The organism is Pseudomonas sp. HMSC08G10, from assembly GCF_001808425.1.
Lineage (GTDB): Bacteria > Pseudomonadota > Gammaproteobacteria > Pseudomonadales > Pseudomonadaceae > Aquipseudomonas > Aquipseudomonas guariconensis.
Window position 1 is genome coordinate 52,654 of sequence record NZ_KV793335.1, and the last position, 23,067, is coordinate 75,720.

Genomic DNA, 23,067 nt, shown 5'->3' on the forward strand with positions numbered 1-23,067 from the left:
TTGGCGTAGTCGGCGCCGAACAGCTGCTTGGCACGGTCAATGGCCAGTTGCTCGACGACGTCGACGTACTCGCAGCCACCGTAGTAGCGCTTGCCTGGATAGCCTTCGGCGTACTTGTTGGTCAGTACCGAGCCCTGGGCTTCCATGACGGCGGGGCTTGTGTAGTTTTCCGAAGCGATCAGCTCGATGTGCTCTTCCTGGCGCAGAGCTTCTTGCTGCATGGCTTCGAAGAGCTCGGCGTCGTACTTGGCAATGGTCAAATCACGGCTGAACATGGCGGTCCTCAAGGATCGGGCTGAATTGGGTGGGCATTCTAACCGATTGATTCGCCACTGGCATATGAAGTGGTGTCACGTAGCAGACCAATGGGGTTCATGTTGCAACCCGCGCCCTGACTGGGCTGCGCACCTGTGCAGGTTGACTCGAAAGTCCGGTTTTGCCTGCGGCTGGCCTGGGGCGGTCAAGCGACGCTTTTGCGGGTAAACCTGCGAACCGCCTCGCTCACTGGAACACGAACAACGTCTCGTGGCTGAACTGCGCCTCGAACTGGTGGGCTGGCATGGGGCGGCCGAACAGGTAGCCCTGCACTTCGTCGCAGTCGTGCTCACGCAGGAACTCCAACTGCTCGTGAGTCTCGACCCCCTCGGCGATGACCGCCAGGTTCAGGCTGTGGGCCATGGCGATGATCGCCCGGGCGATCTGGGCGTCCTGCTCGCCTTCCGGCAGGCCATCGACGAAGGTGCGGTCGATCTTCAGCACGTCGATGGGGAACTGCTTCAGGTAGTTGAGCGACGAATAGCCGGTGCCGAAGTCGTCGACCGCGATACTCAGGCCGAGGTTCTTCAGACTGTCCAGGATCTGCATCGCCTCGTTGACCTCGCGCATCAGGATACTTTCGGTCAGTTCCAGCTCCAGGCATGCCGGGGGCAGTCCGGTTTCCTCGAGGATGGTGGCGATGCGCGTACCCAACTGGCCATCGGAGAACTGCCGCGCCGAGATGTTCACCGACACCTTCGGCACCCGCAGCTTGGCTTTGTGCCAGGCTTTGAGCTGGCGGCTGGCTTCTCGCAGCACCCAGTCGCCGACGTCCACCACCAGGCCCAGCTCCTCGATGACCGGAATGAAGTCGCCCGGTGGAACCAAGCCTCGGCGTGGGTGACGCCAGCGCAGCAAGGCCTCGGCTCCGGTCAGGCGTTTTCCGTCTCCGCTGAACTGCGGCTGGTAGTAGAGGATGAACTCGTTCTGCTCCAGGGCATGGCGCAGATCGCTTTCCAGCTCCAGGCGCTCCAGGGCGCTGGCGTTCATGTCGGCCTGGTAGAACTGGAAATTGTTCTTGCCGCGCTCCTTGGCGTGGTACATCGCGGTGTCGGCGTTCTTCATCAACTGGCTCAACTCACCGCCATCCTGCGGGCTGAGGGCGATGCCGATACTGGCAGTGACGAAGAACTCGCGGTTTTCCAGGACGAACGGGCGCACCAGGCTGCCGAGGATGTTCTCGGCCACGTGAATAGCGCGGTTCAGGGCCATCTCGCGGCTGGCCTTGGGTTGCAGCAGCAGCGTGAACTCATCGCCGCCCATGCGCGCAACGGTATCGTCATCGTCGACGCAAGCCAGCAGGCGCTGGGCCATGTCCTTGAGCATGCGATCGCCCGCGGCGTGGCCGAGGGAGTCGTTGATCGGCTTGAAACGGTCCAGGTCCAGGAACATCAACACCACCCAGGACTTGTGGCGCTCGGCCTGTTGCAACGCGGTGAACAGGCGATCCTGGAACAGGGTCCGGTTGGGCAGGTGGGTCAGGGCATCGTAGTAGGCCAGGCGGTGGATGCGCTGTTCACTGGCCTTGCGCTCGCTGATGTCGGTGAAGAAGCACACATAGCTGGCCAGGTCGCCCTCGTCGTCGAGCACGGCGGTAATGCCGACCCAGGCCGGGTAGTGCTCGCCGTTGCGACGCTTGAGCCAGACTTCGCCTTCCCAGCTACCGCGCTGATGCAGTTGCTTGACCACATAGCGCAGGTGCGCCTCTTGCTGGGCGTCGACCGTGAGCATGCCGGGCAGTTGATCAAGCACCTCGCTGACCGCATAGCCGCTGACTCGGCTGAATGCTTCGTTGGCTTGCACGATGTAGCCGGCCGGGTCGGTGATGAGGATGGCCGAGGTGGAATGCTCGAATACCGTCGCGGCCATGCGCAGGTCTTTTTCGGCGCGGCGCTGCTGGCTGATGTCACGCCCGACGCCGAGCACGCCTTCGAAGTGTTCGTGTTCGTCCCAGACCAGCACCAGGCGCAGCTCGATAGGAATCTTGCGGCCATCGGCGCGCAGACAGTCGAACAGGAACAACTGGGTGGGCAGCTGGCTGCGCAGTTGGGCGAGCTGCTTGCTGTCGTGCAATGCCTTGCTGACCCGCTCGAGCAGGGTGTAGACGCCCGTGAGTTGGGACGGGTTGGCGACGATCGATTGCCAGCCGTGCTCGAAGATCCAGTCGGCCTGATAGCCCAGCACCGCCTGCACCGACGGGCTGACATAGTTCAGTTGCAACTGGCTGTCGGTGGAGAAGATCACATCGCTGATGCTTTCTGCCAGCATGCGGTAGCGCTGCTCGCTGTCGCGCAGCGATTCACTGGCTTCGATCTGCACCGTGACGTCCTTGCCCACCCCGATGATGCGTGTCACCTGGCCATTGGCCTCGCGGGTCAGGACCTGCTCGCGGATTTCGTAGCAGCGCCAGCCGCCATCGCGGTGGCGGAAGCGCAGTTGGCAATGCAGGGTCTGGCCGTGACCGGTCTCACGCTGCTGCTGGCGTAGCGTTTCGTAGTGTTCGGCATCCTCCGGATGCAGCAGCAGTTCCCAGAAGCGGTCCCCCATCTGCGCAAGCTCGGCGCGGTCGTAGCCCAGGGTCTGGCCGAGGTGGCGATTGCTGAAGATGATCCGTTGGCTATGCACATCCTGCACGTACAACTGGTCGGGAACGGTGCGCACCACGTCCGACCAAAAGCTCTCGCGTTCGAGCAGTGACAGCTCGACCTGTTTGCGGCGGGTGATGTCGCTGATGCTCAGGATCACCGCCTGGTAGTCCCGGCGCTGCTGGGGCAGGCGGGCCATCAGCCAAAGGTGCAGCTCGCCGCTGGTGGGCGTGGGCAGGCGCACTTCCAGTTCCAGCAGGCTGCGTTGTTCGATCAGCGCATCGATCAGTTGCATGCCGACGCTTTCACGGCCATCGCCGCTACCGTCGATCAGGCGCTGCCAGGCCCCCTCGTGGCAATGCACGTTGAGCAGCTGGCGTGCGACTTCGTTGATTTCGGTGATCTTCAGCTCTTGCAGCAGCGAGCGGCGCAAATTGGCATCCAGGGCCAGGCTCTGCTTGAGGGCGGCATGGTTGCGCAGGTGGTAACGGTCGAGCTGACCAGGCAGGCTGGACAGATCGAGCACGCACAATGCCACGCCAGTGCCTTCGAAGATTTCCTGGTAGCGACGGCGGTCCTCTTGCAGCGCCCGATGGCGGCGACGCATGTTGATCAGGGCCAGCACCGGCAGCAGGGCGCAGAACAGCACCAGCAAGCACTTTCCGATCAGGGGAGGGAGCAGATCGGCACGTGCCTGCTCGGCGTCGAACAGACCGCGCAGTTGCCAAGCACTATTGTCGATGAAGGCCAGCATCACGCTTTGTAGCGGCTCGCTAGGCGGCGGCACTGCTCCGTGCCGCTCCAGAACCGTGCCGCTGCGGCTGTTTTCCAGCAGCCACAGGAGGTGGCTCGTGCCGTTTAGGTGTTCGGACAGTTGCTGGTAGTAGCGAGGGGCGAGCCGCAACAACCAGTAGCCGCGGTCGTCTGGCTGGCGCAGCAGCAGGTAGATCTGGTTATTGTCTGCAGTGTTGCTGAAGAAGTACGGGCGGCCTTGACTCAATTGCAGCAGCTCGTCAATCGATTGACGGTCCGGGCTGCCGACCAGACTGTCGGCCACCACCCTGCCGCTGTCGTCCAGCCAGGCCAGCTGTTGCAGGTTGGGAAGCCGGTCACGAACCGCGTGCAGCACCGAAGGCAATGCCGAAAGTGTCGGGGCGTTGACGTAAGGTTGCAGAATGTTCCCGGCCTGTTCGGCCTTCAGGGCCATGTTCAGGCTCAAGTGATCGGCCAGCTGGGCGCTCGCTGCCAAGCTCTGGCGGTGCAGGTCGTTTTGGGTATGGCGGTATTGCGAGAACAGTTGCCACAGGAGCAACGCGAGCAGGACCAGGGCCAACAAGGCCAGGGCGCCTTTGAGCGAGCCACGCAGATTGCCAGCCGAGGCAGCTTCAGCAGGGCGCAGGGAGGGCGGTTGAGTGAGATTGGTCAAGCGTTGATCCTGCGATTGGGCTGGCGATGGCAGGGGCTGAACATGCATGGGGCGTGCCTGGGCATATCGCCGGGCGCACTATTATAGAGTGGCGCATCAAGCCGGCTAGCATGCCTTGAATTATGGCAAAGTGCCACTCTTCTGTCCCCTGCCGATGGTCGACATCCTGTTCGGCAAGACCCTTCAAGCTGTGCGAGAATGCGCGCCGCTTCATAGTCAACGCTTCTGGAGATGTACGGTTTTGGTTACTCACTATTCCACCAATGGCCTCGATTCCGCCTGTGGGCGCAGCAGTCAGACCCTGGTCAGCACTGCCGTGACCGACGACGTATCCTGCAAGTCCTGCCAGCGTTCGCTGGCAAAGCCAGATGCTGCCAACGCGGCGGTGCGCAAGAGCCCTTCGCTGGCTGAGCTGCGCAAGTCGGCCAAGGCGACCGTCGAGTCGGTTGCCGTGGCTGTGCCTTCGGCAGGACCTGCCGCCAAACCAGGTGCCCAGCCAGCCGCCAAGCAAGGTGCGAGCAAGCCGGCACGCACCGGTGGTTTCAGCGTCAAGGCCGCCTGGGCTGCGCGCCTGGCCGAGCAGAACGACCGTTGCCGTCTGCCACGCGGCAAGGTCAAACAAGCTCACGTCTAAGCTTGCCTGGCCGCAGGCTGCGCCCTCGGTCGCGGCTTCAAGGCCGCTCCCTCCGGCACAGCCCGTGTGCGGATGGGAACGGCCTCGCCAGAGCACTGGCCCTTCAATGCACCCATTCGACGCCCCGCCATCTGTGAAACGCCACGACTTGGCGTAGAATGGCCCACTTTGTTCAACGACACCCCGTAAACACATCCCCCTGGCCCATGCCGGGGTCGTTGTCTTTACCTTTCTGATAGAGGGCTTGGTTTTGGCTCAATACGTCTACACCATGCATCGGCTGAGCAAGGTCGTGCCGCCGAAGCGGGAAATCCTGAAGAACATTTCCCTGTCGTTCTTCCCCGGCGCGAAGATCGGTGTGCTCGGCCTCAACGGCGCGGGCAAGTCGACCCTGCTGCGCATCATGGCCGGCGTCGACAAGGAGTTCGACGGCGAAGCCCGTCCGATGCCGGACATCAATGTCGGCTACCTGCCCCAGGAGCCGCAGCTGGACGCGAGCAAGACCGTCCGCGAGGTCGTCGAGGAAGCGGTGAGCGTGATCAAGGATGCCCAGGCACGCCTGGACGAGGTCTACGCCGCCTACGCCGAGCCGGATGCCGACTTCGACAAGCTGGCTGCCGAGCAGGCCAAGCTCGAAGCGATCCTGCAGGCCTCCGACGGCCACAACCTGGAGCGCCAGCTGGAAGTCGCCGCCGACGCCCTGCGTCTGCCGCCATGGGACGCCAAGATCGAGCACCTCTCCGGTGGTGAGAAGCGCCGTGTGGCCCTGTGCCGCCTGCTGCTGTCGGCCCCCGACATGCTGCTGCTGGACGAACCGACCAACCACCTGGATGCCGACTCGGTGGCTTGGCTGGAGCACTTCCTGCACGACTTCCCCGGGACCGTGGTGGCGATCACTCACGACCGTTACTTCCTGGACAACGTTGCAGGCTGGATTCTCGAACTGGACCGTGGCGCCGGTATTCCGTACGAAGGCAACTACTCGGGCTGGCTGGAAGCCAAGTCGGCGCGCCTGGAGCAGGAATCCAAGCAGCAGAGCGCCCACGAACGCGCCATGAAGGAAGAACTGGAGTGGGTGCGCAAAGGCGCCAAGGCCCGCCAGTCCAAGTCCAAGGCTCGTCTGGCACGCTTCGAGGAGATGCAGTCCCAAGAGTTCCAGAAGCGCAGCGAGACCAACGAGATCTACATCCCGGCCGGTCCGCGCCTGGGCGACAAAGTCATCGAGTTCAAGAACGTCACCAAGGGCTACGGCGATCGCGTACTGATCGACAACCTGTCGTTCTCCATGCCCAAGGGCGCCATCGTCGGTGTGATCGGTGGTAACGGTGCCGGTAAGTCGACCCTGTTCCGCATGCTGATGGGCAAGGAGCAGCCGGACTCGGGCAGCATCGAGATCGGTGAGACCGTGCAACTGGCCTGCGTCGACCAGAGCCGCGAGGACCTGGACGGCAGCAAGACCGTGTTCCAGCAGATTTCCGACGGCTCGGACGTGATCCGTATCGGCAACTACGAAATCCCGTCGCGTACCTACGTTGGCCGTTTCAACTTCAAAGGCGGCGACCAGCAGAAGTTCGTGAAGGACCTGTCCGGCGGTGAGCGTGGCCGTCTGCACCTGGCCCTGACCTTGAAGGAGGGTGGCAACGTCCTGCTGCTCGACGAACCGTCCAACGACCTCGACGTCGAAACCCTGCGTTCGTTGGAGGAAGCCTTGCTGGACTTCCCGGGCGCCGCGATCGTGATCTCCCACGACCGTTGGTTCCTGGACCGTGTGGCCACTCATATCCTGGCCTATGAGGACGACTCGAACGTGGTGTTCTTCGAGGGCAACTACACCGAGTACGAAGCCGACCGCAAGAAACGCCTGGGCGATGCTGCTGCCCAACCGCACCGGGTACGGCACAAGAAGCTGGCCCAGTAAGCCGGCAAACGCTGCACAAGAATGGGGCCCTCAGGGGCCCCATTTTTGTGCCTGGCGCGTAAGGGCGCTGCGCATGAGCGCGGCAGTTGAAGAGGGCCTTGTATTGAGGTTGGGCGCGATGGCAAACCGATCTTGAACCCACCGATTGGCAACGTGTTGTTTGTATACAGTTATAGAAATTGCACCAGAAAATTTCAAAAAAACGACATTTCGCCCTGTTCCGGTGCGATTGGTTCTTGGTAAAGTCTCGAAAAAAACCAATAAGTCCAATCCTCTTGGTGAGATGTCTACCATGATCGAATCCGTCGACGATTTCCTGGCCCGCCTGAAACAGCGCGACCCGGCCCAGCCTGAATTCCACCAGGCCGTGGAAGAAGTTTTGCGCAGCCTGTGGCCTTTCCTCGAAGCCAACCCCCGCTACCTCAAGGCCGGTATTCTCGAGCGGATGGTCGAGCCCGAGCGTGCAGTACTGTTCCGCGTTTCGTGGGTCGACGACCAAGGCAAGGTGCAAGTCAATCGCGGCTACCGCATCCAGATGAGTAGCGCCATCGGCCCTTACAAAGGCGGCCTGCGTTTCCACCCATCGGTCAACTTGGGGGTGCTCAAGTTCCTGGCCTTCGAGCAGGTGTTCAAGAATTCACTGACCTCGCTGCCCATGGGCGGCGGCAAGGGGGGCTCGGACTTCGATCCGAAAGGCAAGAGCGATGCCGAAGTCATGCGCTTCTGCCAGGCCTTCATGAGCGAGCTGTATCGTCACATCGGCGCCGACCTGGACGTGCCAGCCGGTGACATCGGGGTCGGCGCCCGTGAGATCGGCTACATGTTCGGCCAGTACAAGCGCCTGGCCAACCAGTTCACCTCGGTACTGACCGGCAAGGGCATGACCTACGGTGGCAGCCTGATCCGCCCAGAAGCCACCGGTTACGGGTGTGTGTACTTCGCCGAAGAAATGCTCAAGCGCCGCGATCTGCGTATCGATGGCCGCCGTGTGGCGATCTCCGGTTCGGGCAACGTGGCCCAGTACGCCGCGCGCAAGGTCATGGACCTGGGCGGCAAGGTCATTTCGCTGTCGGACTCCGAAGGCACCTTGTTCTGCGAAGCCGGCCTGACCGACGAGCAGTGGGATGCGCTGATGGAACTCAAGAACGTCAAGCGCGGCCGCATCAGCGAGATGGCCAGCCAGTACGGCCTGGAGTTCCGCAAAGGCCAGACGCCATGGAGCCTGCCATGCGACATCGCGCTGCCATGCGCCACCCAGAACGAACTCAACGCCGAAGATGCCCGCACCCTGCTGCAAAACGGCTGCATCTGCGTGGCCGAGGGCGCCAACATGCCGACCACCCTCGAGGCGGTGGATATCTTCCTGGAAGCGGGCATCCTGTATGCGCCGGGCAAAGCCTCCAACGCAGGTGGCGTGGCGGTTTCGGGCCTGGAAATGTCGCAGAACGCCATGCGCCTGCTATGGACTGCCGGTGAGGTGGACAGCAAGCTGCACAACATCATGCAGTCGATCCATCACGCTTGCGTGCACTACGGCGAAGAGGCCGATGGCACCATCAACTACGTCAAGGGCGCCAACATCGCCGGCTTCGTCAAGGTCGCCGATGCCATGCTGGCCCAGGGTGTGGTTTAAAAGCCATCACCGACCCTTTCGCGGGTACACCTGCTCCGACAAGGATTCAGCTTGTAGGAGCGGGTCGCCCGAGGAAAGGGCGTACGCTGTTTCAGGGCTCGCCTTCGATGCTGACGACCTCGATCGACTGATCCCCCGCCGGTCGTCGCCACAGCACTTCATCCCCGGGCCCCGCACCCAGCAGCGCCCGGCCCAACGGTGAGCCCCAGTTGACCAGGCCACGCGTAGCGTCGGCCTGGTCTTCCCCCACCAGTTGCACGGTGTGTTGCTGGTCATTTTCGTCGACGAAGGTCACCCGGCTGCCAATCTGCACTTTTTCGGTGGAATGGGCAGCGGGCACGACTTGGGCGCTTTGCACCCGCGCAGAGAAATACCGTAAATCCCGTTCGCTGTCGGCCAGGCGCTGCTTGTCGGCGCGCTCGCCCTGGGCCATGAGCTCGTTGCGCAGTGCGTTGAGCTCGGCCACGCGCTGCTGCAGCTGGGCGAGCCCGCTGGCGGTGACGTAGTTGGGCTGGTCGCTGACCCGTCGCTCCACCGGTTGGCTGGCCTGGTCAGCGGCCTGATCCTCGTTGACAAATGCTCGACTCATGAAAGCCTCCTTGTGCAGGAGACCATGGTGGCAGCGTGCGGGTTTCAACGGTTGTCCGTTTGCGACTCATTGGCGGCGATAGGCGCGCGCGGCGTCGCGGTCTTTTTCCTGCTGCCATTGCCGGTCGCGCTCATCCCAATAGCGTTCGCGATACTGGCGTAGATCTTCGTTGGACTGCATTGCATTGCACTGGCGAAAACCGTCGTCCCAACCGGTTTCGTACTGGCGCTCGTGCAGATACCGCGCCACGTTCTTGCGAAAGCCCCCGACCATCAGCCCGGCTGCCTGGCGACCGCTGCTGCAGCCGTCCTCGAAACCATCGGCATAGGCGGGCGGATAGCCCTGGTCGATCATGTGCTGGTGGGCTGACTGGCAGCCGGTGAGCGACAACGTTATCCACAACCCGACCCCACACCAACGCATGACCACATACCCTCTGACCGATACGGGAAAGTCTAGGCGGCGATTTGTCGGTGGGGCGTCAAAACCGTGTCAATGAGTCGCACAGTGTTCCTGTTTGCTGATTTGTTAGCGGGTAAACCCGCTAACACGGACAGGGGCGACTCAGTAGTGGTACCACTTCAACTCCAGCATCACCTCGTTCTGCGCCGTCGCCAGGTGGCTGAACTCGCGGCTGGCGCTTAACCGCAACCCAAGGTTCTGGCTGATTTCCCACTGCTGGTTGAGGCTCAGGGTGCGGCGTACCTCGCCATTGGTGAAGTAGTCGCCTTTGGCCTCCAGGGTCAGGTTGCCCAGGCCGTTGCGCCACAACAGCCCGCCGTTGAAACCTGCCGCCGGGGCGATGAACTGGGCAAAGTCGTTGTGGTGCTCGATACGCGCGGTGCCCAGGGCGAAGCCCAAGAGGCCGTCGGCCAGCTGCCAGGTGGCACCGGCGCCACCGTTGACATGACTGACCAGGACCTCGTCGTCATGCTTGCCCGGCACCCGCTCGAGCCCTCCCGCTACCTGCCAGGACCAGGGCTGGAGCAGTTCGTTGCGTGGTGTCAGGGAACGGATGGTCGCAAGGTCCAGGCGTTGCACTTGCCAGTCGTTGTTTTCGTACTGGCGCAGCTTGAGCTGCAGGATCTCGATCTGCGCGCCCAGCGGGAAACCGTAGGCATTGTCGTTGAGGTCATGGTAGGCCATGCGCAGGCCGTATTCGGCGTAGGCGCGGTCGTCGCGGGTGCCGACGCCCAGTTGCCAGGTGCGTGACTGATGACCGTCCTCCGGCAGGCCCGGCCGCTCGATTGCCAGTGGCGGTGGCGGGTTGCGGTTGATCGCCTGCAACAGTTCGAAGCTGCGCCGGGCCTGGGCCGGGTCACGGACCTGGCCATTGGCGCGGTAACGCTCCAGTCGGTAGGCGGCGTCCTGCACGAGGGCCTGGCGTTCGCGGGGCAGGGCGGTGAAGGCGGGGGCCTTTAGTTCTGCGGTATCGGCACTGACGGCCAGCACCTGCTGCTTTTCGTCGTGATCCAGTGATTCGGCGCGGGCCAGCAGTTCACGCTCGCGGGAGGGGCGGTAATGGACGCTGGCGACCAGGCCGGACTGCTTGACCGCCTTGACCGTGTCGGTGGGGATGGCGGTCAGCGGGAACTGCGAGGTGAGGTCCAGGCTGGGGCGGGCCACCTGCAACAACTCCAGCAGGCGGTAGGAGCAGTTCTCATCGAAGAAGAAGTAATCGAACTGGATCTGCTTGAGTTCCCACACATGCTCGACCATACGCCCGGTCTCTTCGGGGGTCAGGTCCAACTGGTATTCCCACAGGTCGCGGTTTTCCAGGCTGCGGTACTCGGAGAGTTTTTCCTGATAGGGCATCAGGGCGAACAGGCCAGGATAACCGCCCATCAGCCCCTTCCAGGCATAGAGAATGCTGTTGTCGCTGCCTTCGATATAAGCACCGAAGTTGATCGCGTAGCTCAGCAGCGTGGTGTCGTCGCTGCGGGTATTGGACTGGTCGATGCGCAGCAAGGTATGGCCGAACATCGACGAAGGGCTGTTCAGGTAGGCCGCCGGAAACACCAGCACGGCGCTGTGCGGGTCGATGGATTTGTACCAGGTGGCGAATTCCTGGCAGTTCGGTTGAGGCAAGTCCGTGAGCTGCAGTTGCTCACGCAGCCAGCGGGTGCGCGCAGGGAAGACGCATTGGGCATGTTTGTCACCCAGGCTGGCCGGGGCATACAGCGCTTGGACCGTGGCCTCGAGCTCCTGATCGGGATGATGGGCGCCATCGGGGGCCAGGAAGAACGCGTCATCGTCCACATAGCTGCGCCAGCCACCGAGCTTGGCCGTCTCGTAGTGGCCCAGGGCAATCCAGTAAGGGGTCGAGGCCAGTTGTTGGACTCGCGCCTGATCGAGCTGTGGCGCGGCATGAAGTGGAGCACTGGCGACCAGCGCCAGGGAAGCGAGGCGTTTGAGCATATCGGGCAACTACGTCTGGATGATGCCGAAGGTGAAAGTGACCGAACCCGCCCCGAAACCGGGGCGGGAAAGGGCAGGCCTCAAGCCTCGGTGGCGTATTTGGCCAGGCGTGGATCGCTCTTGAGAACAGCGAGCGTGTTGCTGTGCACGGTCTCGGCAGTGACGTCGGCGCTGCTGAAGATTTCACTGAAGTGCTGGTGGGTGACAGCGGCGAAGTGCGCGCGGTCTTCAGGTGCCACACCAAGAACCACGGCATAGGTGGTCAGGGCTTCGCCCTGGCCCTGGGCCATGTCCTCGGAGAGCTCGTTCATCATGCCGTTCATGGCGAACCAGGACTTGCCGCCATAGGTGAGCGCTGCCTTGGTCGAGCAGCCGTTGGTACCAGAGGTCATGCCGAAGGTCGCGTTGCCGGAAGTGCCGTTGGTGGTGGAAGCCAGGAAGTGGGCCGGTGTACCGCGCTGGCCCTCGAACAGCAAGTTGCCCCAGCCGCAGTTCGGGCCGCCCGGCGCTTCCGCCATGGCATTGATCGAAACAGCGGCGAACAGAGTACCCAGAAGAATCCGTTTCATAGCTTTGTTCTCTTTTTCGGTTTCAGTAGACGTACCAATGGTCAGGGTTCTGGCAACGCGGTTGCCAGGTCGGGAAAGCAAATACGCCCACCCGCGCAGGTTGGAGTTTAGGCACGATCCAAAGGTTGCGTTATTTATTGCGAAAAATTGCTTGCGCATTCGCATTGGCTGGGCTGCGACATAAAGTCCCGCCAAGCCTTGCAAGCAGCGCGCGGGCAGCGCCAGAATGCCTTTCATCCGCCCCGCCGAAGTAAGGAAACCCCATGCCCGATTCTGTCGCCTCGCGCCTGCGTCTCGCGCCCGAAGCCCTGACCCGGCGTTTCTCCGCTGAGCAGTTTGCCTTTTCCACCACCGACGATCTGGAGCCGTTTCGAGGGGTCCTGGGCCAAGAGCGTGCCGTAGAGGCCCTGCAGTTCGGCGTGGCCATGCCGCGCCCAGGCTACAACGTGTATGTCATGGGCGAGCCGGGCACCGGCCGCTTCTCGTTCGTCAAGCGTTACCTCAAGGCTGAGGGCAAACGCCAGCAGACGCCGTCTGACTGGGTCTACGTCAACAACTTCGACGACACCCGCGAGCCACGGGCACTGGAGCTGCCGGCTGGCAGCGCCAACGAATTCATCACCGACATGAACGGCCTGATCGACAACCTGCTGGCCACGTTCCCGGCAGTGTTCGAGCATCCGTCCTACCAACAGAAGAAAGGCGCGATCGACCGGGCCTTTAACCAGCGCTATGACCGCGCCCTGGACGTGATCGAGCGGGCGTCTTTGGAAAAGGACGTGGCCCTGTACCGCGACGCCAGCAACGTCGCCTTCACGCCCATGGCCGATGGCAAGGCCCTGGACGAGGCCGAGTTCGCTCAACTGCCCGAGGAGGTGCGCGAGCAGTTCCACGAGGACATCGCCGCACTTGAGGAGCGCCTCAATGAGGAGCTGGCCAGCCTGCCTCAGTGGAAGCGCGAATCGAACAACCAGCTGCGTCAGCTCAACGAAGAAACCATCACCCTGGCCCTTCAGCCGCTGCTGGCGCCGCTGTCTGAAAAATACGCAGAGAATGCGGCCGTCTGCGCTTACCTGCAGTCCATGCAATTGAACCTGCTGCGTACCGTGGTGGAGCAACTGGTCGACGACAGCAAGACCGACGCCGTGGCGCGCAAGATGCTCGAGGAGCAATACGCCCCGAGCCTGGTGGTCGGTCATCATGTCAGCGGCGGAGCACCGATGGTGTTCGAGCCGCACCCGACCTACGACAACCTGTTCGGCCGTATCGAGTACAGCACCGACCAGGGCGCGCTCTATACCTCCTATCGCCAGCTGCGCCCTGGTGCGCTGCACCGGGCCAATGGCGGCTTCCTGATCCTCGAAGCGGAGAAGATGCTCGGCGAGCCGTTCGTCTGGGACGCCCTCAAGCGCGCCCTGCAATCGCGCAAGCTGAAGATGGAGTCGCCGCTGGGCGAACTGGGACGGGTCGCCAGCGTGACCCTCGCGCCGCAGATGATCCCGCTCACCATCAAATTGGTCATCATCGGTTCTCGCCAGCTGTACTACGCGCTGCAGGACCACGACTCGGACTTCCAGGAGATGTTCCGGGTGCTGGTGGACTTCGACGAAGACATGCCGATGGTCGACGAGAACCTCGAGCAGTTCGCCCAGTTGCTGCGCACCCGCACCAATGAGGAAGGCATGGCCCCGCTGACCAGCGATGCCGTGGCAAGGCTGGCCACCTACAGCGCCCGTCTTGCGGAGAACCAGTCGCGCCTGTCGGCGCGTATCGGTGACCTGTTCCAGTTGGTCAGCGAGGCGGACTTCATCCGTCAGCTGGCCAGCGAGGACATGACCGACGCCGGGCACATCGAACGCGCCCTCAAGGCCAAGGCCACGCGCACCGGGCGGGTGTCGCAGCGAGTGCTCGACGACATGCTCGCCGGCATCATCCTGATCGACACCGAGGGCGCGGCCATCGGCAAGTGCAACGGCCTGACCGTGCTCGAGGTCGGGGATTCGGCGTTCGGCATGCCGGCGCGGATCTCCGCCACCGTCTACCCGGGCGGCAGCGGCATTGTCGACATCGAGCGCGAAGTCAACCTGGGCCAGCCGATTCACTCCAAGGGCGTGATGATCCTCACCGGTTACCTGGGTAGCCGCTATGCCCAGGAGTTCCCGCTGGCGATTTCGGCGAGCATCGCGCTGGAGCAGTCCTATGGATATGTCGACGGGGACAGCGCATCGCTCGGCGAAGTCTGCACCTTGATCTCGGCCTTGTCCCGCACTCCGCTCAAGCAGTGCTTCGCCATCACCGGCTCGATCAACCAGTTCGGTGAAGTGCAGGCGGTGGGAGGTGTCAACGAGAAGATCGAAGGCTTCTTCCGGCTCTGTGAAGCACGCGGCCTGACGGGCGAGCAAGGCGTGATCATCCCGCGTGCCAACGTCGCCACGCTGATGCTTGATGAGCGGGTGGTCCAGGCGGTCGAGGCCGGACGGTTCCACGTCTATGCCGTCAGCCAGGCCGACGAGGCCCTGAGCCTGCTGGTGGGCGAGGAGGCTGGAGCACCTGACGAGAAGGGCCAGTTCCCTGAAGGCAGCGTCAATGCGCGGGTGGTCGAGCGCTTGCGGGTGATTGCCGAGATGATCAGCGAGGAAGACATCAAGGAAGCCGAGAAAGAGCGCATGGAGGAGGTCGTGGCCCAAGCGAATCCTGCTTGAGTCAATAAACCGGCGCTGGAGGCAAATGGCTACCGTTCAGCGCCGGTTTTCCATCTTTTTGTGTGGGTCTTCTATGCTGGAACTTAGGACGGCATCAGCGTTCAGGATGGAAACAGCCCGAAGTCTTCGGGCTGAACAAGGCTTCACAGAGGGGACGCCGCCATGCGCAACCTCAGCCTCACCCGCCAGTGCCTGGGCCTGGTGACGCGTATCGAATGCAGTATCCGTCCGCTGGCCGGCGACACCGGGATGTGGACCTTGCTCTTCGCTGCCGGGATGGAGGGAGAGCAACCTTCGGCCATCAAGGCTCAAGGACCATTCCATGGTCCACTGGTCGCCGAGTCGGTGCTCAATGCCATCGTCGACAGCCTGACCTTGCATGGTTATCAGGTCGCTGACGACCCGCAGATTTGGTGCCTGCACCTGCAAGCGCAGTTGCGGCGGATCAATGGCGAGCGCTGTCGCAACCTGGGGGATTACCAGTTCCATCCCGAGACCTGATTGCTCGGCAGTCGTTGCGTTCGGCCGCCTGGAGCATGGGGCGTCGCCTCCACCGGTGGAGGCGGTTAACCCGCGACGCTCTGGGCTCCAGGCTTTTGCTGTCCCGGAGGGGTAGCTATACTCGCGCTCGCTTTTTCGCCATCTGACGAGTCTCTATCTCCCCATGGAACGTATCCTTGAAAATGCGATGTATGCCTCGCGCTGGCTGCTCGCTCCGATCTATTTCGGCCTGTCCCTGGGCCTGCTGGCCCTGGCGCTGAAATTCTTCCAGGAAGTCATCCACGTCCTGCCCAATGTCTTCGCGCTGAGCGAAGCCGACCTGATTCTGGTGATCCTGTCGCTGATCGACATGTCGCTGGTCGGCGGCCTGCTGGTGATGGTGATGATCTCTGGCTACGAAAACTTCGTCTCGCAGTTGGACATCGACGACAACAAAGAGAAGCTCAACTGGCTGGGCAAGATGGATTCTTCTTCGCTGAAGATGAAAGTCGCGGCCTCCATCGTGGCGATCTCCTCGATCCATCTGCTGCGGGTATTCATGGATGCCCAGAACATCTCCACCGACTACCTGATGTGGTATGTGATCATCCACATGACCTTCGTGGTCTCGGCGTTCGTCATGGGTTACCTGGACAAGCTCACCAAGCACTGATCGACGCTGTTGCCGAGCATCTAGCCGCCGCCCGTCCGTTGCCAAACGGACGGGCGGTTGCGCTCATGGCTTGTGATTTTTCAACGAGTGTACAAAAAATGAGCAGTCATGCGTGGTTCCCACTTGTGAGGTGCTCTCATGAACCTGCATCAGCTCAATGTCGAAGCCAGGGCTGGCCATGTCGAGGAACTCAATCTGATCGCCATCGAAGGCGGTGATTATCTGCTCGAGGCCCGGATCCAGGGCCATGCCCACCCACTGGCAGATGGTCGTGGCGAACGGTTGCGGGTGCATTCGGTGGAGGATGCGCGGCAACTGCTCAACGCTCTGCCGATGTTGTCGATGAACCTGGTGCACTGGTCGGTCCAGGACGAAATGTGCGGAATGGGCTCGCATCCGGAAGAGGACTTGAAGGTGCCGATCTCCCAGCGTTCGGCTTGGTAGCCCTGATAGCTGAATCACTGCGCCGCTGTGTGCTAGGCTTCTCGCCCTTTTTCATGCAGGGCGGATTTCCTTCGCCCTCAAGCGGAGAGTGAAATGTCCGAACTGAACCTGAGCACCGACGAAACGCGCGTCAGCTATGGCATTGGCCGTCAGCTGGGCGGTCAACTGCGTGACAACCCGCCACCAGGCGTCAGCCTGGACGCCATCCTGGCCGGCCTGACCGACGCGTTCAACGGTGCCGAGAGCCGTGTCAGCGAAGCCGACCTGTCGGCCAGCTTCAAGGTCATCCGTGAGGTGATGCAAGCCGAAGCGGCTGCCAAGGCCGAAGCTGCTGCTGCCGCTGGCAAGCAGTTCCTGGTCGATAACGCCAAGCGTGACGGCATCGTCACCCTGGCGTCGGGCCTGCAGTACGAAGTCCTGACCGCAGGCGAAGGCGCCAAGCCGACTCGCGAAGACAACGTGCGTACCCACTATCACGGCACCCTGATCGACGGCACTGTGTTCGACAGCTCCTACGATCGTGGCCAGCCGGCCGAATTCCCGGTCGGTGGTGTCATCGCGGGCTGGACCGAGGCGCTGCAACTGATGAATGCCGGCAGCAAATGGCGTCTGTACGTGCCGAGCGAGCTGGCCTATGGCGCCCAGGGCGTCGGCAGCATCCCGCCGCACAGCGTACTGGTGTTCGACGTCGAGCTGCTCGACGTTCTGTAATGCCGTCGGGCCGCATTGCGGCCCAGTCGCGGGCAAGCCCGCTCCCGCAGGTGCCGTGCATTCAGCGCGTGCGGGAGTTGGCCAAGCCTGTGGCATCAGTTCCACTCTGTTCCCCCGGGGCGCAATGCCCGTGCATAACAATACAGAAACAGATTTCGCACCAACTCCTTGAGCACTCCCGGCTCGCTTGAATTCAGGCCATTGAGGTCCAGGTCACCCTGGTCGCGCAGCTCATCGAGCGCGTCTTGCTCGAGCACGGCACAGACTTCGCCTGTTTCGCGATGCAGAATGCGCAGGTAGGGGTGAGGCCGGTCGAGCCAGGCATCGATCAGATAGGTCATGGCTGTTCTCCTTGGAACGGGTTCCAATGAGAATAATTCTTATTATTAGAATAGCAAGGCCCTATTGGAAGTTTTCTTCCGAGCGGGGTAGGGACTTGTCGCAGACCTGAGGGGCCGCCCGGGTGGCGGCCCCGGTGCGGGGTCAGACCTTGCGTACGAACTCGGACTTCAGCTTCATGGCGCCGATGCCGTCGATCTTGCAGTCGATATCGTGGTCGCCATCGCACAGGCGGATATTCTTGACCTTGGTGCCGACCTTCACCACCAGGGAAGATCCTTTGACCTTGAGGTCCTTGATGACCGTGACGGTGTCGCCGTCCTGCAGGACATTGCCGACCGAATCCTTTTTCACCACGTCGTCGCTGGCGGCTTCGGCTTCGCCATTGGCCGACCATTCGTGGGCGCATTCGGGGCAGATCAGCTGAGTGCCATCCTCATAGGTGTATTCGGAGTTGCATTTGGGGCAAGGTGGCAAAGTGCTCACAGGGGTTCCTCAAGACAAGCGGGATTAAGGCCCACATTGTATAAGGTTTTGATCGGGTAGTGTGTTTTGCCTGTGCAAACGCATTCGCGGGTAACCCCGCTCCCACAGACGCGGCACAATCTGTGGGGCGGAGTTACCCGCGAATGAGGGCGATGCGATCTTAGTGGGTACGGGCTACGGCAAACTCGCTCAGTTCGATCAGTGCGTCACGGTATTCGCTGGCTGGCAGCACTTCCAGGCATTCGATGGCGCGCTTGACGTAGTCACGGGCGAGCTGGGCGGTATAGTCCAAGGCGCCGGAGGCTTCCACGGCGATGCGGATCTGCTCCAAGTCCTCGATACCGCCTTTCTGAATCGCCTGGCGTACCAGGGCGGCCTGTTCGGCGGTGCCTTCGCGCATGGTGTAGATCAGCGGCAGGGTTGGCTTGCCCTCGGCCAGGTCGTCGCCGACGTTCTTGCCCAGGGTCTGCGAGTCGCCTTTGTAGTCCAGCAGGTCGTCGACCAGCTGGAAGGCCACGCCCAGATGGTCACCGAAGGTGCGCAGGGCTTCGCGCTGCTCGTCGCTGGCGCCGGCCAGTGCAGCGGCGCTGTGGGTGGAGGCCTCGAACAGCATCGCGGTCTTGCCGCGGATGACATCCATGTAGACCTCTTCGGTGGTGCTGGCATCGCGAACTCGCGACAGTTGCAGCACCTCGCCCTCGGCGATCACCCGGGTGGCCTTGGAGAGGATCTGCATGACCGGCATCGAGCCCAGCTCGACCATCATCTCGAACGAGCGCGAATAGAGGAAGTCGCCGACCAGCACGCTCGGGGCGTTGCCCCACAGGGCGTTGGCGGTGGAGCGGCCACGGCGCATACCGGACATGTCGACCACGTCATCGTGCAGCAAGGTGGCGGTGTGCAGGAACTCGATGGTCGCCGCGAGCAAGCGCAGGTCGTCGCCTTCACGACCCAGGGCCTTGCCGCACAGCAGCACCAGCAATGGGCGCAGGCGCTTGCCGCCAGCGGACGTGATATAGTCGCCGATCTTCGATACCAGCGGCACGCGCGAGGTCAGCTGCTTCTTGATGATCTCGTCGACGGCGCTGAAATCGTCAGCTACCGCGCGGTAGAAGGTTTGGGGTTGCATCGGCTGCTCCATTGAGGTTGCGCGGCATGCTAGGTCGCGGGTCCCGGTGTGTCAAGGCGCGGTGCCCGTGGCCCCTGGCCGCCACTTGCAAGCATTTATTGGGTTGCGTACAATCGCGCACCCTAACTTCCTGGGCAGCACCTGCCTTACGCAATTGCACCGGGCCGTTCCAGCCCAGTGCAGCCATGCCAGCCAATACTCATCATATAAAGCGCTGGGTGAGCAGGATTATCGGAGAAATACCCAATGTCTTACGCAGTAATCGTTACCGGCGGCAAGCAGTACAAAGTCGCTGAAGGTGAATTCCTCAAGATCGAGAAGCTGGAAGTCGCTACTGGCGAATCCGTGACCTTCGATCGCGTTCTGCTGGTCGCCAACGGCGAAGAAGTCACCATCGGCGCTCCAGTCGTCGCAGGTGCCAAGGTTGTGGCCGAAGTCGTTTCGCAAGGCCGTCACGACAAGGTTCGCATCATCAAGTTCCGTCGTCGTAAGCACCACATGAAGCGCATGGGCCACCGCCAGTGGTTCACCGAAATCAAAATCACCGGTATCCAGGCTTAATCGCCCCGATCCCCTGAATTTATTGGAGAATTGAACCATGGCACACAAAAAGGCTGGTGGTAGTACTCGTAACGGTCGCGACTCAGAATCGAAACGCCTTGGCGTGAAGATGTATGGTGGCCAGGTTATCAAGCCAGGCAACATCATCGTCCGCCAGCGCGGCACCGAATTCCACGCCGGCTACGGCGTTGGTATGGGCAAGGATCACACCCTGTTCGCCAAGATCGAAGGCGTGATCAAGTTCGAGAAGAAAGGCGAGTTCGGTCGTCGTTACGTAAGCGTCGTCGCGGCCTAATCGCGCTGTCGCTGGAGAAGCCCCGTCATGCGACGGGGCTTTTTCGTTTGTGGTGAGCCTCTTGCAAAGCTGTTTGTATGGGCTGCCGGCGTGGGTTTCTACGGTCGTACGGGGCCGCCGCGCTCATTTTTGCAAGAGCCTCATGTAATTGAGTCATTCAGCTCGTCGGAAGACGAGAGGCGGTTTTTATGAAGTTTGTTGACGAAGTATCGATCCGGGTCAAGGCCGGTGACGGCGGCAATGGTTGCATGAGCTTCCGCCGCGAGAAGTTCATCGAGAACGGTGGCCCCAACGGTGGTGATGGTGGCGACGGCGGCTCGGTGTACATGGTTGCCGATGAGAACCTCAACACTCTGGTCGACTACCGCTACACCCGCCACCACGAAGCCCAGCGTGGTCAGAACGGTGGCAGCACCGACTGCACCGGCAAGAAAGGTGAAGACCTGTTCCTGCGTGTGCCGGTCGGCACCACCGTGATCGACGCCTCGACCCAGGAGGTGATCGGTGATCTGGTCACGCCGGGGCAGAAGCTGATGGTCGCCCAGGGCGGCTGGCACGGCCTTGGCAACACCCGTTTCAAGTCCAGCACCAACCGCGCGCCGCGTCAGACCACGCCAGGCAAACCGGGTGAGCAGCGCGACCTGAAGATGGAGCTGAAGGTCCTGGCCGACGTCGGTCTGCTGGGCTTGCCGAATGCGGGCAAGAGCACCTTCATCCGTGCGGTTTCCGCAGCCAAGCCGAAGGTTGCCGACTACCCGTTCACCACCCTGGTGCCGAACCTGGGTGTGGTCAGCGTCGACCGCTGGAAGAGTTTCGTCATCGCCGACATCCCGGGCCTGATCGAAGGTGCTTCCGATGGCGCCGGCCTGGGTATCCGCTTCCTCAAGCACCTGGCGCGCACCCGTGTGCTGTTGCACCTGGTCGACCTGGCGCCACTGGACGGCAGCAGCCCGGCCGATGCCGCTGAAATCATCCTCAACGAGCTGGCGCAGTTCAGCCCGGCTTTGGTCGATCGTGAGCGTTGGCTGGTGCTGAACAAGGCCGACATGATCATGGACGATGAGCGCGAAGAGCGCGTCAAGGAAGTCGTCGAGCGCTTGAACTGGGATGGTCCGGTCTATGTGATTTCGGCCATTGCCAAGCAGGGCACCGAGCAGCTCAGCCACGACCTGATGCGTTACCTGGAAGACCGCGCCGACCGCCTGGCCAACGACCCGGCCTACGCCGAAGAGCTGGCCGAGCTCGATCAGCGTATCGAAGATGAAGCCCGTGCCCAGCTGCAGGCGCTGGATGACGCGCGTACTCTGCGCCGCACCGGCGTCAAGAGCGTGCACGACATCGGCGACGACGATGACTGGGATGATTTCGAGGACGACGAAGACGGTCCGGAAATCATTTACGTGCGCGACTGATCGGTTGCAGTACACTAAACGCCGCTCAAACGAGCGGCGTTTTTGTATCTACGGTATCTACAGATTCGACATAGGTTGGAAGAGAAGATGCGAAGCAAGGTGACAGGCGCCAAGCGCTGGGTCGTGAAGATCGGCAGCGCCCTGCTGACGGCGGATGGCAAAGGCCTCGACCGCGGCGCCATGGCTGTCTGGGTCGAGCAGATGGTCGCACTGCGGGAAGCAGGTGTGGAATTGGTGCTGGTCTCCTCCGGGGCCGTGGCAGCGGGCATGAGCCAGCTGGGCTGGACCTCGCGACCGAGCGCGATGAACGAGCTGCAAGCCGCCGCTTCCATTGGCCAGATGCGCCTGGTGCAGGCATGGGAGTCGAGCTTCGGCGAGCACGGCAAGCACACCGCGCAGATTCTTCTGACCCATGATGACCTTTCCGACCGCAAGCGTTACCTCAATGCGCGCAGCACCCTGCGTACTCTCGTCGACCTGGGTGTGGTCCCGGTGATCAACGAGAACGACACCGTGGTCACCGACGAGATCCGTTTCGGTGACAACGACACCCTGGCCGCCTTGGTGGCCAACCTGGTGGAAGCCGACCTGCTGGTGATCCTCACCGACCGCGACGGCATGTTCGACGCCGACCCACGCAACAATCCGCAGGCGCAGCTGATCTATGAGGCTCGCGCCGATGATCCGTCGCTCGATGCCGTTGCCGGCGGTACCGGTGGTGCCCTTGGCCGTGGCGGCATGCAGACCAAACTGCGTGCCGCACGCCTGGCTGCCCGTTCTGGTGCCCATACCATCATCATCGGTGGCCGCATCGAGCGTGTCCTGGACCGCCTGAAGGCCGGCGAGCGCCTGGGGACTCTGCTGTCGCCCGAGCGCGGCATGCTCGCCGCGCGCAAGCAGTGGCTGGCCGGCCATCTACAGACCCGCGGGACCCTGGTGCTGGACGACGGCGCCGTGAAGGCCTTGCGCGAATCGAACAAGAGCCTGCTGCCGGTTGGCGTGAAGACCGTGCAGGGCAGCTTCCGTCGTGGCGAAATGGTGGTCTGCGTAGGGCCTGATGGCCGTGAAGTGGCCCGTGGCCTGGCCAATTACAGCGCCCTGGAGGCGCAGAAGATCATCGGCCAGCCTTCCGATGCCATCGAGAGCCTGCTGGGCTACAGCGCCGAACCGGAGCTGGTGCACCGCGACAACCTGGTGCTGGTTTGAGGAGGCGGGGCATGCTGAAAAAGATGATTGCCCTGGCAGCTTTGGCGCTGCCGGTGCTGGCCCCAGCCGATGAAATCGGCCAGGTATCCACTGTGTTCAAGTTCCTCGGGCCGAACGACCGTATTGTGGTCGAGGCGTTCGACGATCCGAAGGTCGAGGGTGTCACTTGCTACCTGTCGCGGGCCAAGACGGGCGGTGTGAAAGGTGGGCTGGGTCTGGCCGAAGACCGCGCAGAGGCGTCGATCGCCTGCCGTCAGGTCGGTCCGATCAACTTCAAGGGTGAGCTCAAGGACGGCGAGGAAGTATTCAAGGAGCGCACCTCGCTGGTGTTCAAGACCATGCAGGTGGTGCGCTTTCTGGACAAGAAGCGCAACACGCTGGTGTACCTGGTGTACAGCGACCGGATGATCGAAGGCAGCCCGCAGAATGCGGTAACGGCAATTCCCATCCTGCCGTGGGCGCAGTGATACCTGGTTGACCGTCGGGAGGGGGCTTTGGCCCCATCCTACGCTGCAAGGGAGTCACGCCAGGCTCAAAGCATC

General features: G+C 62.3%; 21 protein-coding genes and 1 pseudogene. 13 read left to right on the forward strand and 9 right to left on the reverse strand.

The genetic code is table 11. The features are described 5' to 3' along the window. Positions 1-275: pseudogene (gene glyA, locus HMPREF3173_RS25170) on the reverse strand (serine hydroxymethyltransferase); the annotation flags it as partial. A 226-nt stretch (positions 276-501) separates the two neighbouring features. Then, a complete protein-coding gene (locus HMPREF3173_RS22290; RefSeq protein ID WP_070577123.1) occupies positions 502-4,326 on the reverse strand; it encodes a sensor domain-containing protein in 3,825 nt (1,274 codons plus the stop codon). 241 nt (positions 4,327-4,567) lie between these two features. Between HMPREF3173_RS22290 and HMPREF3173_RS22295 the strand changes: the two genes are divergently transcribed. The 3 genes from HMPREF3173_RS22295 (at position 4,568) to gdhA (ending at position 8,511) form a co-directional block, all read left to right on the forward strand. After that, positions 4,568-4,960, forward strand: coding sequence for a hypothetical protein (locus HMPREF3173_RS22295; RefSeq protein WP_070576835.1), 393 nt, complete (start codon positions 4,568-4,570; stop codon positions 4,958-4,960). A gap of 250 nt (positions 4,961-5,210) precedes the next feature. Then, the gene (gene ettA, locus HMPREF3173_RS22300; RefSeq protein ID WP_043208442.1) at positions 5,211-6,878 is read left to right on the forward strand and encodes an energy-dependent translational throttle protein EttA; all 1,668 of its coding nucleotides are present in this window, start codon (positions 5,211-5,213) and stop codon (positions 6,876-6,878) included. Positions 6,879-7,170: 292 nt separating this feature from the next. After that, positions 7,171-8,511: an NADP-specific glutamate dehydrogenase gene (gene gdhA, locus HMPREF3173_RS22305; RefSeq protein WP_070576838.1), complete on the forward strand. Its 1,341-nt coding sequence runs from the start codon at positions 7,171-7,173 to the stop codon at positions 8,509-8,511. Between the two features lie 91 nt (positions 8,512-8,602). Here gdhA and HMPREF3173_RS22310 read toward each other — a convergent pair whose 3' ends face one another. From HMPREF3173_RS22310 to HMPREF3173_RS22325, 4 genes are all read right to left on the reverse strand, one after another. Continuing rightward, positions 8,603-9,100, reverse strand: a complete 498-nt coding sequence (locus tag HMPREF3173_RS22310; protein ID WP_070576841.1) for a GreA/GreB family elongation factor — start codon at positions 9,098-9,100, stop codon at positions 8,603-8,605. 66 nt (positions 9,101-9,166) lie between these two features. Continuing rightward, positions 9,167-9,523: a hypothetical protein gene (locus HMPREF3173_RS22315; protein ID WP_043208447.1), complete on the reverse strand. Its 357-nt coding sequence runs from the start codon at positions 9,521-9,523 to the stop codon at positions 9,167-9,169. Between the two features lie 141 nt (positions 9,524-9,664). Next, the gene (locus tag HMPREF3173_RS22320) at positions 9,665-11,518 is read right to left on the reverse strand and encodes an Lnb N-terminal periplasmic domain-containing protein (RefSeq protein ID WP_070576844.1); all 1,854 of its coding nucleotides are present in this window, start codon (positions 11,516-11,518) and stop codon (positions 9,665-9,667) included. Between the two features lie 80 nt (positions 11,519-11,598). Continuing rightward, positions 11,599-12,087, reverse strand: a complete 489-nt coding sequence (locus tag HMPREF3173_RS22325) for a DUF3015 domain-containing protein (RefSeq protein WP_043208451.1) — start codon at positions 12,085-12,087, stop codon at positions 11,599-11,601. Between the two features lie 263 nt (positions 12,088-12,350). Here HMPREF3173_RS22325 and HMPREF3173_RS22330 point away from each other — a divergent pair, with 263 nt between their 5' ends. The 5 genes from HMPREF3173_RS22330 (at position 12,351) to HMPREF3173_RS22350 (ending at position 17,097) form a co-directional block, all read left to right on the forward strand. Next, the gene (locus HMPREF3173_RS22330) at positions 12,351-14,789 is read left to right on the forward strand and encodes a Lon protease family protein (protein ID WP_070576847.1); all 2,439 of its coding nucleotides are present in this window, start codon (positions 12,351-12,353) and stop codon (positions 14,787-14,789) included. A 162-nt stretch (positions 14,790-14,951) separates the two neighbouring features. Continuing rightward, positions 14,952-15,290, forward strand: coding sequence for a PA4575 family protein (locus HMPREF3173_RS22335; RefSeq protein WP_043208458.1), 339 nt, complete (start codon positions 14,952-14,954; stop codon positions 15,288-15,290). A 163-nt stretch (positions 15,291-15,453) separates the two neighbouring features. Then, positions 15,454-15,942, forward strand: coding sequence for a TIGR00645 family protein (locus HMPREF3173_RS22340; RefSeq protein ID WP_043208460.1), 489 nt, complete (start codon positions 15,454-15,456; stop codon positions 15,940-15,942). A gap of 138 nt (positions 15,943-16,080) precedes the next feature. After that, the gene (locus tag HMPREF3173_RS22345; protein WP_043208462.1) at positions 16,081-16,386 is read left to right on the forward strand and encodes a DUF6482 family protein; all 306 of its coding nucleotides are present in this window, start codon (positions 16,081-16,083) and stop codon (positions 16,384-16,386) included. Positions 16,387-16,479: 93 nt separating this feature from the next. Next, positions 16,480-17,097 carry a BamJ family beta-barrel-assembly machinery protein gene (locus tag HMPREF3173_RS22350; protein WP_070576849.1) on the forward strand — a complete coding sequence of 206 codons (618 nt, stop codon included), beginning with the start codon at positions 16,480-16,482 and terminating at the stop codon, positions 17,095-17,097. 95 nt (positions 17,098-17,192) lie between these two features. Here HMPREF3173_RS22350 and HMPREF3173_RS22355 read toward each other — a convergent pair whose 3' ends face one another. From HMPREF3173_RS22355 to HMPREF3173_RS22365, 3 genes are all read right to left on the reverse strand, one after another. Continuing rightward, positions 17,193-17,438: a PA4570 family protein gene (locus HMPREF3173_RS22355; RefSeq protein ID WP_043208467.1), complete on the reverse strand. Its 246-nt coding sequence runs from the start codon at positions 17,436-17,438 to the stop codon at positions 17,193-17,195. Between the two features lie 142 nt (positions 17,439-17,580). After that, positions 17,581-17,922, reverse strand: coding sequence for a zinc ribbon domain-containing protein YjdM (locus tag HMPREF3173_RS22360; protein ID WP_043208469.1), 342 nt, complete (start codon positions 17,920-17,922; stop codon positions 17,581-17,583). Positions 17,923-18,082: 160 nt separating this feature from the next. Continuing rightward, positions 18,083-19,051, reverse strand: a complete 969-nt coding sequence (locus tag HMPREF3173_RS22365; RefSeq protein ID WP_043208470.1) for a polyprenyl synthetase family protein — start codon at positions 19,049-19,051, stop codon at positions 18,083-18,085. 246 nt (positions 19,052-19,297) lie between these two features. On the opposite strand from HMPREF3173_RS22365, the gene rplU reads away from it, so the two are divergent. From rplU to HMPREF3173_RS22390, 5 genes are all read left to right on the forward strand, one after another. Beyond that, positions 19,298-19,612 carry a 50S ribosomal protein L21 gene (gene rplU / locus HMPREF3173_RS22370; RefSeq protein WP_003247466.1) on the forward strand — a complete coding sequence of 105 codons (315 nt, stop codon included), beginning with the start codon at positions 19,298-19,300 and terminating at the stop codon, positions 19,610-19,612. A gap of 37 nt (positions 19,613-19,649) precedes the next feature. Continuing rightward, the gene (gene rpmA / locus HMPREF3173_RS22375) at positions 19,650-19,907 is read left to right on the forward strand and encodes a 50S ribosomal protein L27 (RefSeq protein ID WP_043208473.1); all 258 of its coding nucleotides are present in this window, start codon (positions 19,650-19,652) and stop codon (positions 19,905-19,907) included. Between the two features lie 188 nt (positions 19,908-20,095). Next, complete coding sequence (gene cgtA, locus HMPREF3173_RS22380; RefSeq protein WP_043208475.1) at positions 20,096-21,319, forward strand: Obg family GTPase CgtA; 1,224 nt, start codon at positions 20,096-20,098, stop codon at positions 21,317-21,319. 87 nt (positions 21,320-21,406) lie between these two features. After that, positions 21,407-22,525 (forward strand): glutamate 5-kinase, encoded by a 1,119-nt coding sequence (gene proB, locus HMPREF3173_RS22385; RefSeq protein WP_043208477.1) that lies wholly within the window; start codon positions 21,407-21,409, stop codon positions 22,523-22,525. 11 nt (positions 22,526-22,536) lie between these two features. Then, complete coding sequence (locus tag HMPREF3173_RS22390) at positions 22,537-22,992, forward strand: CreA family protein (protein WP_043208479.1); 456 nt, start codon at positions 22,537-22,539, stop codon at positions 22,990-22,992. Positions 22,993-23,067 lie beyond the last annotated feature (75 nt).

Excerpts from the sequence above, each read along its gene's own strand:
- gdhA (WP_070576838.1), top strand. The coding sequence starts at position 7,171 with ATGATCGAATCCGTCGACGATTTCCTGGCCCGCCTGAAACAGCGCGAC.
- HMPREF3173_RS22310 (WP_070576841.1), bottom strand. The coding sequence starts at position 9,100 with ATGAGTCGAGCATTTGTCAACGAGGATCAGGCCGCTGACCAGGCCAGC.
- HMPREF3173_RS22315 (WP_043208447.1), bottom strand. The coding sequence starts at position 9,523 with ATGCGTTGGTGTGGGGTCGGGTTGTGGATAACGTTGTCGCTCACCGGC.
- HMPREF3173_RS22320 (WP_070576844.1), bottom strand. The coding sequence starts at position 11,518 with ATGCTCAAACGCCTCGCTTCCCTGGCGCTGGTCGCCAGTGCTCCACTT.
- HMPREF3173_RS22325 (WP_043208451.1), bottom strand. The coding sequence starts at position 12,087 with ATGAAACGGATTCTTCTGGGTACTCTGTTCGCCGCTGTTTCGATCAAT.
- HMPREF3173_RS22330 (WP_070576847.1), top strand. The coding sequence starts at position 12,351 with ATGCCCGATTCTGTCGCCTCGCGCCTGCGTCTCGCGCCCGAAGCCCTG.
- HMPREF3173_RS22335 (WP_043208458.1), top strand. The coding sequence starts at position 14,952 with ATGCGCAACCTCAGCCTCACCCGCCAGTGCCTGGGCCTGGTGACGCGT.
- HMPREF3173_RS22340 (WP_043208460.1), top strand. The coding sequence starts at position 15,454 with ATGGAACGTATCCTTGAAAATGCGATGTATGCCTCGCGCTGGCTGCTC.
- HMPREF3173_RS22345 (WP_043208462.1), top strand. The coding sequence starts at position 16,081 with ATGAACCTGCATCAGCTCAATGTCGAAGCCAGGGCTGGCCATGTCGAG.
- HMPREF3173_RS22350 (WP_070576849.1), top strand. The coding sequence starts at position 16,480 with ATGTCCGAACTGAACCTGAGCACCGACGAAACGCGCGTCAGCTATGGC.
- HMPREF3173_RS22355 (WP_043208467.1), bottom strand. The coding sequence starts at position 17,438 with ATGACCTATCTGATCGATGCCTGGCTCGACCGGCCTCACCCCTACCTG.
- HMPREF3173_RS22365 (WP_043208470.1), bottom strand. The coding sequence starts at position 19,051 with ATGCAACCCCAAACCTTCTACCGCGCGGTAGCTGACGATTTCAGCGCC.
- rplU (WP_003247466.1), top strand. The coding sequence starts at position 19,298 with ATGTCTTACGCAGTAATCGTTACCGGCGGCAAGCAGTACAAAGTCGCT.
- rpmA (WP_043208473.1), top strand. The coding sequence starts at position 19,650 with ATGGCACACAAAAAGGCTGGTGGTAGTACTCGTAACGGTCGCGACTCA.
- cgtA (WP_043208475.1), top strand. The coding sequence starts at position 20,096 with ATGAAGTTTGTTGACGAAGTATCGATCCGGGTCAAGGCCGGTGACGGC.
- proB (WP_043208477.1), top strand. The coding sequence starts at position 21,407 with ATGCGAAGCAAGGTGACAGGCGCCAAGCGCTGGGTCGTGAAGATCGGC.
- HMPREF3173_RS22390 (WP_043208479.1), top strand. The coding sequence starts at position 22,537 with ATGCTGAAAAAGATGATTGCCCTGGCAGCTTTGGCGCTGCCGGTGCTG.